General features: G+C 55.2%; 17 protein-coding genes and 1 pseudogene. 12 read left to right on the plus strand and 6 right to left on the minus strand.

Translation table 11 applies throughout. The features are described from left to right. Nucleotides 1-46 precede the first annotated feature (46 nt). Nucleotides 47-1,123 (plus strand): DUF748 domain-containing protein, encoded by a 1,077-nt coding sequence (locus HDE78_RS00260; protein WP_179476527.1) that lies wholly within the window; start codon nucleotides 47-49, stop codon nucleotides 1,121-1,123. Between the two features lie 59 nt (nucleotides 1,124-1,182). On the opposite strand, the pseudogene HDE78_RS00265 reads toward HDE78_RS00260, so the two are convergent. Both HDE78_RS00265 and HDE78_RS00270 read right to left on the minus strand, forming a co-directional pair. Beyond that, nucleotides 1,183-1,438 (minus strand): annotated as a pseudogene (locus HDE78_RS00265) (DNA polymerase ligase N-terminal domain-containing protein); the annotation flags it as partial. Nucleotides 1,439-1,472: 34 nt separating this feature from the next. Beyond that, nucleotides 1,473-1,622 carry a DUF3606 domain-containing protein gene (locus HDE78_RS00270; RefSeq protein ID WP_179476528.1) on the minus strand — a complete coding sequence of 50 codons (150 nt, stop codon included), beginning with the start codon at nucleotides 1,620-1,622 and terminating at the stop codon, nucleotides 1,473-1,475. 405 nt (nucleotides 1,623-2,027) lie between these two features. Here HDE78_RS00270 and HDE78_RS00275 point away from each other — a divergent pair, with 405 nt between their 5' ends. From HDE78_RS00275 to HDE78_RS00290, 4 genes are read left to right on the plus strand one after another with little or no spacing between them, the layout of a single operon-like run. Beyond that, nucleotides 2,028-3,215 carry a glycosyltransferase family A protein gene (locus HDE78_RS00275; protein ID WP_179476529.1) on the plus strand — a complete coding sequence of 396 codons (1,188 nt, stop codon included), beginning with the start codon at nucleotides 2,028-2,030 and terminating at the stop codon, nucleotides 3,213-3,215. Further along, complete coding sequence (locus tag HDE78_RS00280; RefSeq protein ID WP_179476530.1) at nucleotides 3,212-4,369, plus strand: acyl-CoA dehydrogenase; 1,158 nt, start codon at nucleotides 3,212-3,214, stop codon at nucleotides 4,367-4,369. The genes HDE78_RS00275 and HDE78_RS00280 overlap by 4 nt, the downstream gene beginning before the upstream one ends. Further along, the gene (locus HDE78_RS00285) at nucleotides 4,353-5,093 is read left to right on the plus strand and encodes a PIG-L family deacetylase (RefSeq protein WP_179476531.1); all 741 of its coding nucleotides are present in this window, start codon (nucleotides 4,353-4,355) and stop codon (nucleotides 5,091-5,093) included. Before HDE78_RS00280 ends, HDE78_RS00285 begins: the two co-directional genes overlap by 17 nt. After that, on the plus strand, nucleotides 5,080-5,643 hold the full coding sequence (locus HDE78_RS00290; protein ID WP_179476532.1) for a class I SAM-dependent methyltransferase: 564 nt from the start codon (nucleotides 5,080-5,082) through the stop codon (nucleotides 5,641-5,643). Before HDE78_RS00285 ends, HDE78_RS00290 begins: the two co-directional genes overlap by 14 nt. 842 nt (nucleotides 5,644-6,485) lie before the next feature. On the opposite strand, the gene HDE78_RS00295 is transcribed toward HDE78_RS00290, so the two are convergent. Further along, nucleotides 6,486-6,998 (minus strand): DUF4142 domain-containing protein, encoded by a 513-nt coding sequence (locus HDE78_RS00295; RefSeq protein ID WP_179476533.1) that lies wholly within the window; start codon nucleotides 6,996-6,998, stop codon nucleotides 6,486-6,488. 574 nt (nucleotides 6,999-7,572) lie between these two features. Here HDE78_RS00295 and HDE78_RS00300 point away from each other — a divergent pair. Continuing rightward, nucleotides 7,573-7,797, plus strand: coding sequence for a hypothetical protein (locus HDE78_RS00300; protein WP_179476534.1), 225 nt, complete (start codon nucleotides 7,573-7,575; stop codon nucleotides 7,795-7,797). Between the two features lie 214 nt (nucleotides 7,798-8,011). On the opposite strand, the gene HDE78_RS00305 is transcribed toward HDE78_RS00300, so the two are convergent. After that, complete coding sequence (locus HDE78_RS00305) at nucleotides 8,012-9,418, minus strand: trehalose-6-phosphate synthase (RefSeq protein ID WP_179477085.1); 1,407 nt, start codon at nucleotides 9,416-9,418, stop codon at nucleotides 8,012-8,014. Nucleotides 9,419-9,791: 373 nt separating this feature from the next. Between HDE78_RS00305 and HDE78_RS00310 the strand changes: the two genes are divergently transcribed. From HDE78_RS00310 to HDE78_RS00325, 4 genes are all read left to right on the plus strand, one after another. After that, nucleotides 9,792-10,955, plus strand: a complete 1,164-nt coding sequence (locus HDE78_RS00310) for a zinc-dependent alcohol dehydrogenase (RefSeq protein WP_179476535.1) — start codon at nucleotides 9,792-9,794, stop codon at nucleotides 10,953-10,955. Between the two features lie 143 nt (nucleotides 10,956-11,098). Further along, nucleotides 11,099-11,257, plus strand: coding sequence for a hypothetical protein (locus HDE78_RS00315; protein WP_179476536.1), 159 nt, complete (start codon nucleotides 11,099-11,101; stop codon nucleotides 11,255-11,257). Nucleotides 11,258-11,330: 73 nt separating this feature from the next. Next, a complete protein-coding gene (locus HDE78_RS00320) occupies nucleotides 11,331-13,622 on the plus strand; it encodes an FdhF/YdeP family oxidoreductase (protein WP_179476537.1) in 2,292 nt (763 codons plus the stop codon). A gap of 52 nt (nucleotides 13,623-13,674) precedes the next feature. Continuing rightward, on the plus strand, nucleotides 13,675-14,658 hold the full coding sequence (locus HDE78_RS00325; protein WP_179476538.1) for an SDR family oxidoreductase: 984 nt from the start codon (nucleotides 13,675-13,677) through the stop codon (nucleotides 14,656-14,658). Here HDE78_RS00325 and HDE78_RS00330 read toward each other — a convergent pair. Next, nucleotides 14,655-15,260 carry an alpha-ketoglutarate-dependent dioxygenase AlkB gene (locus HDE78_RS00330; RefSeq protein WP_179476539.1) on the minus strand — a complete coding sequence of 202 codons (606 nt, stop codon included), beginning with the start codon at nucleotides 15,258-15,260 and terminating at the stop codon, nucleotides 14,655-14,657. The genes HDE78_RS00325 and HDE78_RS00330 overlap by 4 nt on opposite strands. 55 nt (nucleotides 15,261-15,315) lie before the next feature. Further along, a complete protein-coding gene (locus HDE78_RS00335) occupies nucleotides 15,316-15,858 on the minus strand; it encodes a GIY-YIG nuclease family protein (RefSeq protein ID WP_184504922.1) in 543 nt (180 codons plus the stop codon). Between the two features lie 347 nt (nucleotides 15,859-16,205). Here HDE78_RS00335 and HDE78_RS20780 point away from each other — a divergent pair, with 347 nt between their 5' ends. Beyond that, complete coding sequence (locus tag HDE78_RS20780) at nucleotides 16,206-16,415, plus strand: hypothetical protein (RefSeq protein WP_184504924.1); 210 nt, start codon at nucleotides 16,206-16,208, stop codon at nucleotides 16,413-16,415. A 49-nt stretch (nucleotides 16,416-16,464) separates the two neighbouring features. Beyond that, a complete protein-coding gene (locus HDE78_RS00340) occupies nucleotides 16,465-17,412 on the plus strand; it encodes a ubiquinol oxidase subunit II (protein ID WP_218861881.1) in 948 nt (315 codons plus the stop codon). Nucleotides 17,413-17,414: the final 2 nt, after the last annotated feature.

Genomic DNA, 17,414 nt, shown 5'->3' on the forward strand with positions numbered 1-17,414 from the left:
CGGTACGTTTGGAAAGCTTCAGAACTATCGCCGGAGGCGCCAAGCCATGAGAACCCGTTATCGAGTCGGCCTGTGGTCCCTTGCCGCATTGGTCGTTTTGTTGCTGGTCCTGCGGCTGGCGTTGGCGCACTTTGCCCTGAGCTATGTGAACCGGCGGCTGGCCAACATGGGGTCCTATAAAGGGCACGTCGCCGCTATCGATATCCATTTATGGCGCGGTGCTTACTCCATGGACGGGATGGTTATTGAGAACGTAGAGGGAAAGGTGCCCGTCCCGTTTCTCAAAGCGTCGCGCATCGACATCGCTGTCAGCTGGAGGGCACTGACGCATGGCGTTGTGCGTTCGAAAATTGATTTCTTTGATTCTTCGCTTAATTTCGTCGACGGCGGTGGAAAAGGGGCGTCACAAACTGGCAAAGGCACCGATTGGCGCGCGCAGATGGAGGCGCTCACCCCCATCCGTATTGACGAGTTGAATATTCACAACAGCACGGTGACGTTCCAAAACTTTGTATCGAGCCCGCGCGTCGACCTGAAAGCGACGAAGGTCAACGGCACGCTCACCAATCTATCCAACGCCTCCCGTAATCAAGGGGACGTCGTGGCGACGGCAGAGGTGCGCGCCGATATTCTCGGACAGGCGCCCCTGACCTTCAAAGGCGACTTTGATCCACTGTCTACTAAAGGTAATTTCTCGTTCGAACTGAGAGTGCTCTCCATAGATCTAACTAAGGCGAATGACCTGGCGCGGGCGTATGGCGGTTTCGACTTTGCCAGCGGGAAGGGGGACTTCGTAATGCAGCTCGCGGCGCGAAACCAGCAATTGTCCGGCTATGCCAAGCCTTTATTCCACGATTTGAAAATATTCAGCTGGAAAAAAGATGTCGAACAGGAGCACAAAAATCCGATCCAGGTGGCATGGTCTGCCACGTTGCAAGGCGTGACATCCATATTCAAGAACCACGACAAAGATCAGTTCGCCACGCGTGTGCCCATCAGCGGCCGCACAGACCAGAAAAGCTTGAGCGTTTCAGAAGCTATCGTTGCGGTGCTTCGCAATGCGTTTGTCAAAGCGTATGAACCAAATTTTGAACACCTAAGCCCCGACCCTGGTCAAAAATAAGCCTCGCGCGACGTGCGATGCTTAGGGCAGGCTATCCCATAGCCACTAAAATACGCGGTAAATGTGGCGTAAGAAAGAGGATGGTCTTCGACTTCAACGGCGAGCCGCTTTACTGCCGGATCGAAGCTGGGACCCTTCGGACATGCCCAGCTTTTCAGCGTGTCGCCTACCTGTAACCGGAAGTCGTAGTGCCGCCGGCTCGCATGGTGAAGCTGCACAACGAAAATTGGGCGCGAACCCTTTTGCCGACCGTTCGGTTTTCGGCTCGGGAGTGTGATCGAACTGCCGCTTCCGCTTATAAAGAGCGAGTGACACGATTCACTTCTTCAGCTCGAGCTCGCGCTCAACGTCATCCGCCATGACGCCGACTTATGCGACAGCGTCGCAAACTTGCTGTTCCGACCCCCCATTTTTTAGCCCAGTCGCGCAATTCATAGGTTTCGTTGACGTTGACGCACTGGCGATCGGCACTGCCTGCTTTAGATTTGTCATCGCTCATGGGTGTACTCCTTCGTCGCTGGGTGCTTTTACAGGTAGCAGCGCCCCAGTGAAACACCCGTCAAGTTGGAGCCAATCCGCAGCCCACGACCCGGGTCGTCGGAAAAAAAGGGTGAGTTTAGACGCCAGCTGTCTAGTTCAGTTCGGCGGAGAATGGCGCGCGCCAAGTACGTCAGAGTGCGAGTCAATGTGCCAACAGGCTCTCTCTATCCCTCTTGCGTGAACGCCCGATATACGACTGCATCACCGCCGATTGATGGTCAAAGTTTAAAAATCTCTCTGCGAATAGGAGGGATCGCCAGTGCAAACCCAAATGAGCCGCGCCGCCAAGCCAACTCTTAATAGCGGCACCGAAGACGCTTTACGCGGGAACGCGTTGGGTCTTATGCGCTCTCACAAGCGCGCCATGAGCCAATTGGAAAAGTTGTTGATTGACTGCAAGTCCAATCGCATAGCCCAAAAACATCCGCGCCCGCTCATCTGTGTTGCTATACCCGTATGTGACGAGATTGAACGCGTTGGCCGATGCGTGGAGGCGCTGTCTGAACAGCGCGACTCTTCCGGCTTACTGATAGGAAGGGGTCAGGTCCGCGTCGTCTTGATGGCTAATGGTTGTACGGACGGCACTTATGAGTTCGTCCTCCGGAATCTCGAAAGTTTTCGAATTGCGGTAACCGCGTATCACGCTCGACTTCCCGAGACACGTAGAAACGCGGGTTTTGCGCGCCGTATGGCAAACCACGCAGCAATCGAAATCCTCCACGAAAAGTCTGGACTGTTGTTCATGACGGACGCCGACAGCGTCGCGCCGCCCCAATGGATAGCCAACTACTGCCAGATGCTGCGCGGTGGATACGATGCCGTGGCAGGGCAGGTGGATCTGAATCCAGACGACAGCGACGATATTATTCCCCTGCTTGATAGCCGAGGGACTCTCGAGAATCAATATACGTCGCTTCTTGATCAGCTCGATTCGATTGTCGATCCCATTCCTCATGACCCGTGGCCTCGACACTACAATGCGTCGGGCGCGAACATCGCAGTGCGAGTCGACGCTCTGCGCGGGATCTGCGATTTCCCGGTAGTGCCCTGCGGAGAGGACCGGCTTCTCATCGGGATGATGGAAGCACAAGGCAGACGTGTGCGGCACGACTGCGCTACCCGAGTACTCACATCCGGCAGGTTGTTCGGACGAGCGCCGGGAGGAATGGCAGATACTCTGCGTCGCCGGCTCAAGGCGCCGCTCACGCCATGTGACCCTCGTCTCGAAACGGCGCAGGCAGCCTACCAGCGTGCATCACTTCGAAAACGTCTACGCGAAGCATGGATCAATCGCGAGAGATGGCCAAGCGCTGCAGGGGAATGGGTTCGCTACCTTAAAATAGCAGACCAACTAGCAATCCAGGCAGGTGCCTGTAAACATTTCGATGACATCTGGCAGAAGTTGGAGCGGATGGCGCCTTCGTTGAAGAGAGTTCCCATTCTGCCCTCCCAGCTGCCTAGCGAGATTAGAAAAGCGCAGGAGATCATACGGAGCCTGGTTGATGGCTACGAGGATGCTTGGGACTTTGAAAGGAGCGAAGTGCGAGCATGACTTCAGCAGCGACCCGCACAACCAGGCCATTAACTAAGAGTGTGCTCGAGCAGTTGCGCAAAGTTCGAGAAGAGCTGAGCCTGTCCGCTCGAACAGATGATCTAGCCGAAACATTTCCCGCGGCCAGCATGGAAATTTTGAAAAAAGCAGGCTGCCTCAAATCCGTTTTGCCTTTGGCTTATGGCGGGGTAAGCGCAGGGTGGCATGCTGAGAGCGTCGATCTGCTTTTTAATCTACTGCGCACGATAGGTGGACTGCATCTCTCGTGTGCGCGGCTGTTTGAAGGGCATGTCAACGCGTTTCAGCTTTTATGGACATTCGGAAATGCCGCTCAACGGGATAGCGTATGCCGTTACGTCTCCGACGGTGGATTGCTTGGGGTATGGAATGCACCCTCGCGTGAAGGCGAGCTTCTGCTTTGTGAAGAGGAAGGCCTAGGTCTAATGCTGAAAGGCCCTAAAGCCTATGCGTCAGGAGCCGGCGGCATACAGCGCCCGCTTGTCACCGCACGTCACCCGCAGAAGGGCCTGGTCATAGTCTGGCCGGATATCGTTTACAAGGTGGGTGACGCATCTGAGTGGTCAATGCATGGCATGCGCGCATCGGTGACTCGATCGGTGAAGTTTGACGGCATAATCAAGTCTTCGCATGTTTTCGGAAAGGCCGACGACTATCACAGCCAACCTCAATTTTCCGGTGGCTCGTGGCGATTCCTCGCAGCTCAGTTGGGCGCTGGAGAGGCGTTGGTTGAATTAATGCGCTTGGAGCTCGTCCGGCGAGGACGAACGACGGACTCCCATCAACGCGCACGGATGGCTCACTGTGTTACCGCGCTCGAAACAGGGAGAAAGTGGATTCTTGATACGGCTTATTTGGCGTCTGCAAAGAGGCCTTCAGTCGAAAAAGTCATTCAGCACGCCAATGCGGCGCGCGTGGTCGTGGAGAGGTCATTGCTGGATGTGATGGAGATAGTGCAGCGGGGCATCGGCTTGCAGCTACTCAGTCGCGATCATCCTGGGGAACGCATTCTTCGCGATCTGACGACGTACCTTCGTCAGCCCGCGCCCGATGCATTGCTTGAATTCTTGGGGGAGCACGCTTTCGCTAAAGGCATTGCCACCTTATCGGGGAGTGGCGATGACGCAGAGGTTTAGCTATGCATCCGTTATGTCGTCGTTTCCACTGGTTTCGCCGCAGGAAGTCATCGGCGACCGAGATCTCCTCGTTGTCGCCCCCCACCCCGACGATGAGAGCCTGGGATGCGGTGGATTACTTGCGTGGGCGGCGGCTTCAGGAAACAAGCCTCGCGTACTCTTTCTCACCGACGGGGAAGGTTCCCACCCAGGATCACATCTCTACCCACCAGACCGGTTGGGAAACGTTAGACGCAGCGAAGGAAAGAAGGCTTGCGCCGCGCTGGGTTTGAGCGAGGTGGCCACGACATTTTTAGGTGCACCGGACTCGGGTCTGCTAGCACTTTCGGACAAGGAGCGGGCCGCCCTTGTTAGCAATATCCGGAGTTGGGTCGAGCAATCCAACGATGCCGTCATTTGCATCCCTGCTGCATCTGATCCCCACAGCGATCATGTAGCCGCCCATGCGATGGTGAAAGACGCAATCCGGTGTGTACAGAATATAGAAATGCTTGCATATGCGGTCTGGACTTGGGTAACCGACGAGATGGTGGGCAGCGAAATGCCGGAGGGACGCCGCATTGATATTGAGAAATTCCGCGAAAAAAAAAGAAAAGCCATTGTTGAGCACCAGAGCCAGCACGGCACCTTAATCAACGACGCGGCTGACCCTTTTGTATTGCCTGAAGGTCTTTTGCGCTTCAGCGATCTACCCTACGAGGTTCTCTTGAATGTCAAAGTATGACCATTTGCACTTCGAACGGCTCTACGAGGAAGAAATAGATCCTTGGCGCTTCAGGGACAGTGACTATGAGGCAGATAAATATCAAAAAACCATCGATGCGCTTCCCCCTGGCAGGTTCTCGCTATGTCTTGAGCTCGGATGTTCAATTGGCGTTCTTACTCGCCTGCTTGCTGAAAGATGCGAACGTATCATCGCCGTTGACACTAGCGAGAAAGCGATCAGTGAAGCTAAAAAAGTATGTGCCGGCTTTCGCGTCGACTTCCGCCAGGCGCATTTGCCAGAGGGATGGCTAGGCAAGGGAATGGATCTGGTCGTTGCATCTGAAGTCCTCTATTACTTAGAGCACGAAGCGTTGTTCAAGCTCGCGAAGCGCTTGTCTGAAGCGGTGAAACCTTCAGCAGTGTGCATCGGAGTGCATTGGACTGGCTCAACGGACTACCCGTTGGGTGCCGACGAAGCATGCGAACTGTTTGCGAGACACGCCAACCTGACCTCGCTCGAGCGCCGAGACACGGCCAACTATCGGCTGGATGTCTGGCAGTTTCCCTGATAGTTACACTCTTTCGGGCGGCTATCCCAAACAAAACGTGCTTACTGGTAAGAGGACAACCGCGACCCTATACCGATAGCCCATATTCCCCCGCATATAGGGATCGCGAATTTTGATCCGCTATGGCAGCTCATCACAGAGCGTCGGACTTTCTGGCACCACGGATGTTCATGAAAGCGAGGCAAAATTGCAGGACGATAAGCGCATATGCCTCAGCATGCCATCCCCAAACAATCCAGAGCACGTTGCTTACAAGGAAACACCAAAAGCCAACGCCGCGAGAGGCTTTTTTCTGCGAAGAAACGAACCAAGCGGCTACGACGGTTATCAACATCGCGGGCCACTGAAGAAGTCCTACATAGTCCACAGTTGACTCTGCCATTAATGAGCTTGCCGGGAAGATTGCAAAGCTACCTTTGTTCGTTCGCTTTGAAGTTAAACGCGTAAGGCGAACGCGGGATCCTAAATAACTAGAAGTCTCTGGAAATTGCAAAGAGCTACAGCATTGGGCTTGCCGCACGCCTCAACAAAAGTCCATGCCGTTCTGCAAAAATAATAGTGAAAGCGTGTTGGAAGTGGCTTCCCACGCGCGATCGCGCCCTCATTGCATTTGTCAGCGTCGCAAGGCTTGAGGATGAAATGAACGTTTCTGAAATCCTTCAGATCCAGCGTCGCTATCATGCGAAAAAAGTTATTCCGAACGTCTAGATCCGCAATGTCAATGTCACAACCAGCCTGCAGCCTTTTTCAAATTCTCTCCCTTAACAGCAGTGGGAAAACATGGCTAGCCCTTAGCATCCAGCACAAAACTAAGTAACTTATGCCGGCGCTCATTGTATCTATTAGAGCTTAGTCGCCATGGCGAGGTGATTCTCTAAAGTGGGCAACGTCTCAGAGGCGAATGACTTCAAGTCGCTGTTCTTGCCAGACGCTGCCTCCTTCTTAAATAGAGTAACCGTCTGTTGATGATCCATGACCATCATCGATTTATACGCTTTGTCGAACGCTTCGCCATTGAGCGTACCCAATTTCGTGAGCTTCGCCTGCTGCGATGAAGTTGGGCCCGTCGCCGGCGTATAGCCATCTTTCTGCGCCGTTTGAGCGAGCTCATCACCGACCTTGGTGTGATCTGCAATCATTGTGTTTGCGAAACTTTTGACGTCGTCGGATTTAGCGTGCGCCTCAGCCAACTTGCTCGCGGCCACTTCAGTCAGTCCACCGGACGATGCCTTCGCGACAAACACTGCGTCCTGTTTCGAGTGCATGCTTGAGCCATCAGACTGCGCCATACCAACTGGGGCAGCAAACGCCGCAGCAATGGCCAAACCAACCAGCATTTCTTTTTTTGGAAACATGTCGACTCTCCTTGGGCTGGAACTCAATATTACTGCCCAACTGCGTGAGGAATGTGTGGATCGGAGAGGCTGCAAAGCTGCCGGAAAAAATTAATCCTCTCGGCTCATCAGAGTGAAATATGGACATCCATTTTTTTCTCGACTTGTTCACCCTGCAGGGTTCAACTTTAAGTCTCAAAATACATTAAGTGGATAAGAACTTAGGCGGAAAACGTAATGATCCAGCTAAATCCACCTATCCCTATGAATACCCCAAAAGGCGAAGGCTTCGCCCACGTCATGCTGGACTACGGACCGGAATCGGATTTGTATTGGGTTGTTCTAATCGCGGAGACAGGTGAGATTTGGACTTATGCCAATCGATACGTCCGAGCGTCAAAAAACATTACGCTCGGAAGATTAAGTCCTACCAAACCGACAGCGCCTTCAGCTTCAACGGCTGAAGAGCGCCAAGGAGGGCGCTCGATGAGGCCGCGAGCGGTTGAAAGTTATGAGCCTGCGTGAGCGCACGCCGCAAAGCTAATCGTCGACACTTGTCGATGCTACTGAATGCCACGAAATTGGAGGAGCACCCATGACGACCTCGGTACCTGAAATGCACGAATATCGAAACGTGCGCTATAGATTTGGCTACTCCATCGACCAAGACGCCTTTGTTGGTCACATCCACTTCAAAGACGGCAAGAAAACGTTCACGTTTTACAAGGAAAATGCAGCCGACTGTGAAACTGACATCCGAGCACTAGTGGATGAGGAGCTCTCAAAGGATCAGGACAATATGCAGTTCTCAGCAAATTAGAAGAGCTACCTACCGGATACTCCGTTTCGACGTTTCCAATCCATTCCAGCGAAAAGCCGAGGTCTGGGGTTGAATATCGGTAGCGTATACGGCTTAGAGACTTCAATCTGCGTATCGAGCGCAGGCAAATGTGACCGGGCTACCGATTTCGCTTTGTAACCACTTCCAACATCCAATCGGTCGGTGGCCCGGCAGGCAAAAGTGACGGTCAGATTTAGGGGAGCGAATGCGGCTCGCTCGACAGAGTGTCAACGAACTTTCGCCGCCAAGCGGTCAAGTCATGTTTCTCGAGAACCGCCATCATCTTTCGCCATCTCTTCAGACGTTCTGACCGGGACATTCTCAAGGCCTTCTCAAGCGCTTGTACTACTTCATCGATGTCATTCGGGTTAACGAGCAATGCGCCGTCAAGCTCGTGAGCAGCCCCGGCAAATTCGGAAAGTATCAAAACCCCAGGATCGCTGGGGTCTTGGGATGCCACATACTCTTTTGCGACCAAGTTCATGCCGTCGCGTAGCGGTGTAACGATCGCCACCTTGGCGGCTCGGTAGTATCCGGCGAGAACTTCATGCGGGAAAGATTGATTGACATAGCGAACCGGGACCCAATCCGCGGTCGCGTACTTTCCGTTGATGTGGCCGGCCTCACGTTCGAGCTCTCGACGAATCTGCCGATACTGAGGCACTGTGCCGCGCGAGGGCGGAGTGATCTGCAGCAGCGTTACTTTTCGCTGCATGTTGCCGTTGTTTTCCAGGAACGCCGAAAACGCCCTTAGCCGGTCGGCCAGCCCCTTGGAATAATCGAGCCGATCCACGCCTATTACCAGCGACCGGTCCACCATACTTGCCTTGAGGTTCTTGACCGTCACATCCTGTGACGCGTCTCTCGCTAGGCGAGCCACCTTTTCGGTATCGATGCTAATGGGGAAGACGCCCACTTGAAACACCCTCCCGCTCGGGCTGCGGATCCGGCCCTTCGTTCGCATGGCGGCCCCCAGTTCATGGAGGAAATAGTCCTCAAGGGCCCGCGCATCGCGCGCAGTGTGAACGCCGACGAGATCGTAGCTGGCAAAGCTCCCGAATAGCGCCCGGTGCTTTGGCAGCGCAATGAGCAGCGCTGCCGCGGGCAGTGGGGTGTGCAGAAAGAAGCCTATTCTATTTTTTATGCCGCGCGCACGTAGCGCCGAACCCAGGGGAATTAGGTGATAGTCGTGGATCCACACGACGTCATCCGGATTGATCAAATGGAAAAGTTTGTTGGCAAACGTTTCATTGATGCGGAGGTATCCATCCAGATCCTTTCGACGGTAATTGACCAGGTCAGGACGATAATGAAACAGCGGCCATAACGCGCTATTGGAAAAGCCGGTGTAGAACTGCTCATGATCTGGGCGTGAGAGGTCAATGGTTACGTAGTCCACCTGCCCGTTCGATACACGATGAACCACATCACCTGTGACGCTACCAATCTTTCCACTCCATCCAAACCATAGTCCACCGCTTTCGGCGAGTGCTGCGCTCATGGCGGATGCAAGCCCTCCTGTGGAGGTTTCGCCGGGAAGAGCTACGCGATTGGAAACTACGATTAAACGTGACTTGGTCTCTGAGTTCGACGATTTCATCGCTGCCGCCGCCGCCCGCATACCGGAGCTTTCTTTTGCGTTCATTCGATTCCTCTTCAATCGGGCTTTGAGAAATATCTTGTTTTATCTAAAGGCAAAATCGCGTCAATCGCCGGGGCCACTTCGTGCCTCGGCGGTGCAGAGCATGCCGACGATCACGAATTCGATCGACCTGTAAAGGAAGGTGCTCAAAGCGGGCCGGCTGAAGCTTCGGCGTTCATATCTTTCAGACACCACACCTCGGGGTAGTCGCTGGTGTCGCTCCTTAGGAGCAGAGATGCGCGGGAAAGTGAGATCGCAGTGACGTCAGGTAATCACTTTTGATTGACCTTAAATTTCGCATGGTGGGGCTCCCTTCCAGAGGAGATGGATCATGCAAGCTTTGACTTATCACGGCACGAAAGACGTCCGCGTCGAAACCGTACCCGATCCAAAAATTGAAGCGGGTGACGACGTGATTTTGCGAGTCACAGCGACTGCTATCTGCGGCTCAGACCTTCATCTGTACCACGGCAAGATTCCAGAATTGAAATCTGGAGATATCTTAGGCCACGAATTTATGGGAGTCGTTGAGGAAGCCGGCAAAGACGTCACCGCAGTTAAGAAAGGTGACCGCGTGGTGATTCCTTTTGTTATTGCCTGCGGCGAGTGCTACTTCTGCGCGCAGGAATTATATTCCGCGTGCGAGACCACCAATCCAAACCAAGGCGCAGCGCTCAAGCACAAGGATAAAATAACGCCCCCAGCCGCCTTGTTTGGCTATAGCCATCTCTACGGTGGAGTGCCCGGAGGCCAAGCTGAATTAGTGCGTGTACCGAAAGCTAACGTTGGCCCATTTGCTGTCCCGGGTAGCTTGTCCGATGAGCGCGTTCTGTTTCTAAGCGACATCCTCCCGACAGGTTATCAGGCCGCGCTTAATGCGGAAATCAAGCAGGGATCAACGGTGGCCATTTTTGGCGCCGGACCGGTGGGGCTTATGGCGGCTGCGTCAGCGAAGCTCATGGGAGCGGAAACTATTTTCATGGTCGATAACGTTGGTTACCGTCTGGATTTTGCAAAAGCCACATATGGAGTGATACCGATCAACTTCGATGATGTCGAACCTTCTGAGAAGATCTTGGAGTCGACGCGTGGAAGAGGTGTAGATGCGAGTATCGACGCAGTCGGCTTTGAGGCCAAAGGGAATATGGGGGACAGCCTGATGACCGCGTTAAAGGCGGAAACTAGCTCGGGCGCAACCCTTCGTCAGTGCATTGCGTCGACGCGCCGTGCGGGTATCGTCAGCATTCCAGGCGTCTATGCCGGCTTCGTCAACGCGTTTCTGATAGGGGATGCGTTCGACAAAGGTCTGTCATTCAAGATGGGACAGACCCACGTACAGAAATATCTCCCGAAACTTCTTCAGCATATTGAAGACGGCGATCTTCAGCCGGACGTGATTATTTCGCACCGAATGAATCTTGCTGATGCGGCACTTGGCTACAAGACCTTCAACGACATGGCCGACGCCTGCCGCAAGGTAGTGCTCACTCCATAGTGAATCTGGCGGGTTCGCGCATCTTCGTTCAACCCGCTTGATGAGCGCTACCGTAAGTCCAAACGCCGCAGCGCGACAAATCGCATTAATGATTTTTTTGTTAAAACGCTGCGCCTTAAAACCACAAGCTCGTGGAGCCATCGATGAATAAGCCCCAAAATAACGAATCCGATACTCAGCCCGATAGCGATAATAAAAAGCGATCCTCTGAGAGTTCATCAATTCCCACCAAGCCGGAAGATACCGACGCAAGCGGCGATGCGCTGAACGGTACGGGTGAGGACAACCACCACAACCAGTAGGCGAGGCGCGCAGGCTGGATTCGTCTCACTCGCGCGGTAGCGCCTTCCAAAAAAATCTAACGGGTAAGTAGCTATGACTGACGAAAAGGTGGAGCCTGTAACCCCGAGTGAGCCGGCTGGCGGATGGGGGTCTCTCAAAGGTATTGGCAGCGTCTTTCTTCGAGAATTACCTAGTCCAACGATTGTGCAGACCCTGCTGCGCCAAAACAAAACCGAGGGTTTCATGTGCAGCTCGTGTGCGTGGGGCAAGCCGGCACATCCGCACAAATTCGAGTTTTGCGAAAACGGGGCCAAATCCACGATATGGGAGCTGACCAAAAACCGATGTACGCCGGAGTTCTTCGCCAAGTATACGGTTACCGAACTGCTCGAATGGCGGGATTACGATCTGGAGATGGAAGGCCGGTTGACTCATCCCATGCGCTACGACGAAGCCACGGACAAGTATGTCGAATGCACATGGGAGGCGGCCTTCGAAGGCATTGGATCGTCGCTGAAAACCCTCGATCCTAAATCAGTTGTCTTCTACGCCTCGGGCAAGGCCGGTCTGGAAGCCTCCTATCTTTACGCGCTATCGGCGCGCCTGTACGGGAACAACAATCTTCCTGACAGCTCGAACATGTGCCACGAAACAACGTCGGTGGGCCTGAAAAAGGTCATCGGATCGCCCGTCGGGACATGTGTGCTTGAAGACTTCGAACACTGCGACGCCATCTTCTACTTTGGACAAAATCCCGGAACCAACAGCCCCCGCTTCCTTCATCCTCTCCAGGACGCAGTCAAGCGAGGCTGCAAGATCATTACTTTTAACCCCGTTCGCGAGCAGGGCCTGCTCCGCTTCGTCAATCCTCAAAATCCGCTGCAAATGCTCACCGATGATGCGACGGAACTATCGCATATGTACCTGCAGGTTAGGCCTGGCGGCGATATCGCCGCACTGATGGGGCTTTGCAAGCACGTGCTCGCGGTCGACGCGGCACGGATTGCCGAGGGGTCGCCAGGCGTGCTCGATCGTGCATTCATCGACCAGCACACCCATGGGTTCAACGCCTTTGTCGATATTGCCAGCGCGGTGACATGGGAAACGATAGAAGCGGCCTCGGGCCTGGCGCGCGCTGACCTTATGGCGGCGGCAGATGTGTATATCGCGTCCGAGCGCGTCATCGGCGTTTACGGTATGGGCCTGACCCAGCACGTTCATGGATCCCAGAGCATTGGCATGCTCGTAAACCTGATGCTGCTGCGGGGAAATATCGGCCGCCAGGGCGCCGGCATGTCGCCAGTGCGTGGCCATTCCAACGTACAAGGCCAGCGCACGGTGGGCATCTCGGAAAAACCGGAGCTGGTGCCGCTCGACAAGCTGGCGGAAATGTTCGATTTCGAGCCACCCCGAGAAAAGGGGCTAACCACCGTCGACGCCTGCGAAGGTATTCGCGATGGCTCAGTTAAAGGCTTTATCAGTCTGGGCGGGAACTTTGTCCGCGCGATACCCGATCGGGCCATCATGGAAGAGGCGTGGACGCGCCAGGAAATCACTGTCTACATCGCTACCAAACTCAACCGCAGTCACCTGGTGCACGGTAAAGCCTCCTATCTCCTGCCGTGTCTGGTTCGATCCGAAGAAGACATCCAGGCTAGCGGTCCGCAGTCTGTCTCGATCGAAGACAGCTTCAGCCATATCTACGGGTCCATCGGTAAACGAGCGCCCGCCAGCGAACACCTTCTTTCGGAGCTGGCGATCATCGCAGGCATTGCCAAAGCGACGCTACCCGAACATCCCAAGCGCCCGTGGGACGAGTGGTCGGCGGACTACAGTCGGGTTCGGGATCTTATCGCCGAGACATACGCAAAAGAGTTTCACGACTTCAATCAACGGATGTTTCAGCCGGGAGGTTTCTATCGGGGCAACCCAGCGCATGATCGCATTTGGAAAACCGAAAGCGGCAGGGCGGAATTTACTCATCCAACGGTCATCTCGGCCCTGGGAATCGGCGATGCACCGGGCCGATATCATCTGATCACAATGCGTTCGAACGATCAGTTCAACACGACGATCTACGGCTTCAGCGATCGACTGCGTGGTCTTGAGGGATCGCGGACAATTCTGCTGATCAACCCTGCGGACATGGCGCGCGCGGGTTTGAATGAAGGCGATGTCGTCAATCTCACAGGCGATGCGGAAGACGGGGTGCATCGAGAAGTATCCGGTTTGACGGTGACACCGTTCAATCTCCCCGATGGCTGCCTGGGTGGCTACTACCCGGAAATGAATCCGTTGATACCTCTGTGGTATCACGACGAGGCGTCGAAGACGCCTGCGTCAAAGGGCGTTCCCGTGCGAATAGTGCGATCCGTTAGCCCATAAACAATTGATACATGCGCATGGCGAGCTATCGTCAAAAGTATCGGAGATGACCATGGCAACAGCAGAAAAAGCAACGTCAAAAACCGCTCGGCTGCAGCGTCGCATTCAAAGCGCAACAGACGCGAAAGACGCAACTAAAAACACGCGCAAGAAAGCTCACAAGCCTTCACAAGCGGGAGCAAGGACGTATCCAACCAATCCGCTACCGAAGAAGCACTTGCGTAAGCCAGGGCTGGAATCGGATTTGGCTCTGGCTCCTCAATTCGAAGCGCCGGCGTATCACGGCAGCGGGAAGCTCGATGGCCGGGTCGCCATCATTACCGGTGGCGATTCCGGCATTGGACGCGCTGTCGCCGTGCTCTTTGCGCGGGAGGGCGCCGATGTCGCCATCGTGTATTTGAACGAGCACAAGGATGCCCGCAAGACACGAGATCACGTCAAAGCGGAAGGCCGCCGATGCCTGTTGATCGATGGAGACGTGCGAGATTTCAGTTTTTGTAAAAAGGCGGTGGCAAAGACGATCAAGAAGCTCGGTAAGTTGTCGATCTTGGTCAACAATGCGGCGTTCCAGGAACATGCTGATCAATTGGAAGACATTACCGAGAAGCATTTCGAACTGACGCTGAGAACCAACCTCTTCGGTTACTTCCATATGGCCAAGGCATCGCTACCTCACCTTGAAAGCGGCGACTGCATCATCAACACGGGATCCGAGACTGGGCTCTTCGGCAATGAAAACCTGTTGGATTATTCCATGACGAAGGGCGGCATTCATGCCTTCACCAAAGCGCTTGCGCGAAACCTGGTTGCCAAAGGGATTCGCGTTAATGCGGTTGCTCCCGGGCCTGTGTGGACACCGCTGAACCCGGCCGATCAGTCGTCGAAGAAGATAAGAGACTTTGGAAAATCCAGCCCTATGGGCCGTCCCGCACAGCCGGAGGAAGTCGCCCCTGCTTATGTCTTTCTCGCCGCGCCGTCGTGCTCGAGCTACATTTCGGGTGCCATAGTGCCGGTGATGGGTGGCCCGTCCAACTAAGCGGACGAAGAACTCTCGCCGGTGCTGGCGCCCTTCGACACCCGGAACGCCAGGCTTATCCGGGGGCCGACCACGCCGCGCTCTTTTGGCACGCCGTGGTCGTAATGCCATTGGCTCGTCCATGACATGACCAGCAAGCTTCCCGCTTCCAGATCAATGGATAGGCGCCTATACGGCGCCTTTTTCCGGCGAATGAGCATACGGCGTGTCGCGCCCAGGGATAGCACCGCAATAGGCTGATCGGCCTCGAGAAAAGAAAGCTTGTCATTGTGAGGTGCGACGCTGTCGTGTCCATCCCTGTAGAGGTTCAATCCCACGCTGTTGAACGGAACATTGAGATAGTGGGTCACGAGGCCGAAAGCTTCGAGCAGGGTGGGCGACAGGTGGTCGTTGCGTAAAAAATGCGCACGTAGCCTGGGCACGTCCACTTCACGGTCGTACATTGCCCGTCGCTCGGCCTGCCAGACGGTGTGCTCATGCAAATCTGCAAACCATCGGCCGGCGTCTTCTGGCGTCAGGACATTCGCGTAGTAACGGACCTCGCCCTCCGGCCCGCTCAACAAGGCCGATGTATCGCTGGCAAATAGGGAAGGCTGGCGCATTGGGCGGAGCTTACAACGAGCTTGTATCAAAATTTGAGACTCTCGACATGAGGCATCAAGACCTCAATGCGCAGCTCGACAAATACCATTGATGCACAGGCTCGGGGACAAGTTCTTTGCTTTCAATACCTACCGATTCCATGGCATCCAGCGCGTCGCAAAGCATGCGGCGGTATCTCGGATCTCTCGCCTGGTCGTGCTGATTTTTATCTTGCCAGTCGACGATCTGAAATAGGCGATCCGACCACGCAAAGAGCAAGTCTGCGCGTTCTATCATTTGCGCACGAAGCCAAAGGCGCACCGGCGCGTGGACAGGATGGCCGTATCGCTCGGCCAGTCTCTGCGCGATCTGAAAAACGGAATCGCCAACGCCGCGAAACCATTCCGTGTGCCCACCTGCCGTCGGTTTGATAGCAAGCGGCGCGGGTGCCTGATGTTCTGGCCAGCGCTCGATGAAGAGCCTTTCGATACGGCGGGCATCCTTTAGCCGATCCGTCTCGATCAGAAAACTCTCATCGAGGTCGAAGAACGCATAGAACCGGGGATGCAGCGCGTGGAATCTCACGATCGGTTGGTGCGAAAAGCCGACTTTGAGCAAGTCTTCCCCTCGACATTGGAGGACGTACACAAACGTACGCCCTCCGTGCGCACGTCGAGGCACTCCGAAAAATTCTTCATGCGCGAGTTCAGATGCCATGATTTTCCATTCACGAAACTTTTGATGGAGCCGAAAGACTTCATTGACCAGAAAAAGTATGGACCGGCAACTGCATGGCAAAAGTCGATAGCCTGCGCTTGGAAGCATCGTTGCTCCAATCGCGCAGATCGCTTGGGAGTTCGAAAGGCGCAAAAGTGTTAGCACCTATCAGCGCATCGGGATCATGCGAGAGACGTTTCGATCGACGCCAGGCAGGATGAGAGTTTCACCGAACAGTATGAGACCGAATGAACTCAAGCAAGCCAACGCCGCTTGAGTTAATGACGACTGGGTTGACGTCGCTTGAACAAGGCCGCGCGCACGATTACCGGATGGTAGAGCAACTCACAAGAAGTCGATCCGACCGGGAGCGGCAATTTGTGAGCAACTTTGATTGTGAGCCGAAGTCGGCGCTGCTCAGCGATGTGCAATGGGCGAATCAACGTCATGGGGTTTAAATCCATCGGACGCGGAACAAGGGTTGCCATCGCGGCGACTGGCCTTCTCGTGCTGGCTTCTTCGTTGGCTGGCTGCAGCAGCGTGCGTCTGGGTTTCCTCGATCCTCACGGTCCCGTCGCGCAATCGCAGCACGACCAGCTTCTTGACGTGGTGGTGCTGCTGGCGATCTTCGTCGCGCTGCCGATTTTCGTGATCCTGCCCTGGTTTGCGTGGCGCTACCGTTATCGCGCCAGACGCGCGCGGTACGCGCCGAAATGGTCCTATTACGGGCCGCTGGAGGTGGCAACCTGGGGCGGTCCGCTGGTGATCGTGGCCCTGCTCAGCATCCTGGTCTGGCGCAGCACGCATGCACTGGATCCGTACAGGCGTATCGCTTCCAGCGTCGCCCCCATGCGCGTGGAGGTGATCGGTTACGACTGGAAATGGCTCTTCATCTATCCGGACGAGGGGGTGGCCAGCATCGGCGAGTTGGCGCTTCCGGTCGGACGCCCCATTGCGCTGACGCTGACCTCCGCCACGGTGATGCAGTCGTTGCAGATTCCCGCGCTGGGCAGCCAGATCTATGCCATGGGCGGTATGGTTACCCAGCTGAATCTGGAAGCCAGTGAGGCAGGGCGCTTCTTGGGCGAAAACACGATGTACAACGGCGACGGCTTTCATCAACAGCACTTCACGGCCGTCGCCATGACGCCGACGGCATTTCTGGGTTGGGTGCGCCACGCCCGCACGCAGGGCGTGCCCATGAATTTGTCCGCGCTTGCGCTCATCGCCAGACGGTCGACGCAGGGCGAGCTGGTGGCGGCTCTGACCAGCCGTGGGGCCGCTGGTGGCAGCGTGTATTTCAAGGACGTCCCCGCGTCGCTTTTTTCCGCCGTGGTGGCAACAACCGGTACTGGTAAGCCCATGACCATCCCTGCGGATTCCGCTGCGGCGACAAACGGAACACCTGGCGCCGCAGCCACGACGGCAGACATGCCGATGGGGCAACGACGGTGATC

This window comes from Rhodanobacter sp. K2T2 (assembly GCF_013408815.1).
Classification (GTDB): Bacteria; Pseudomonadota; Gammaproteobacteria; order Xanthomonadales; family Rhodanobacteraceae; genus Rhodanobacter.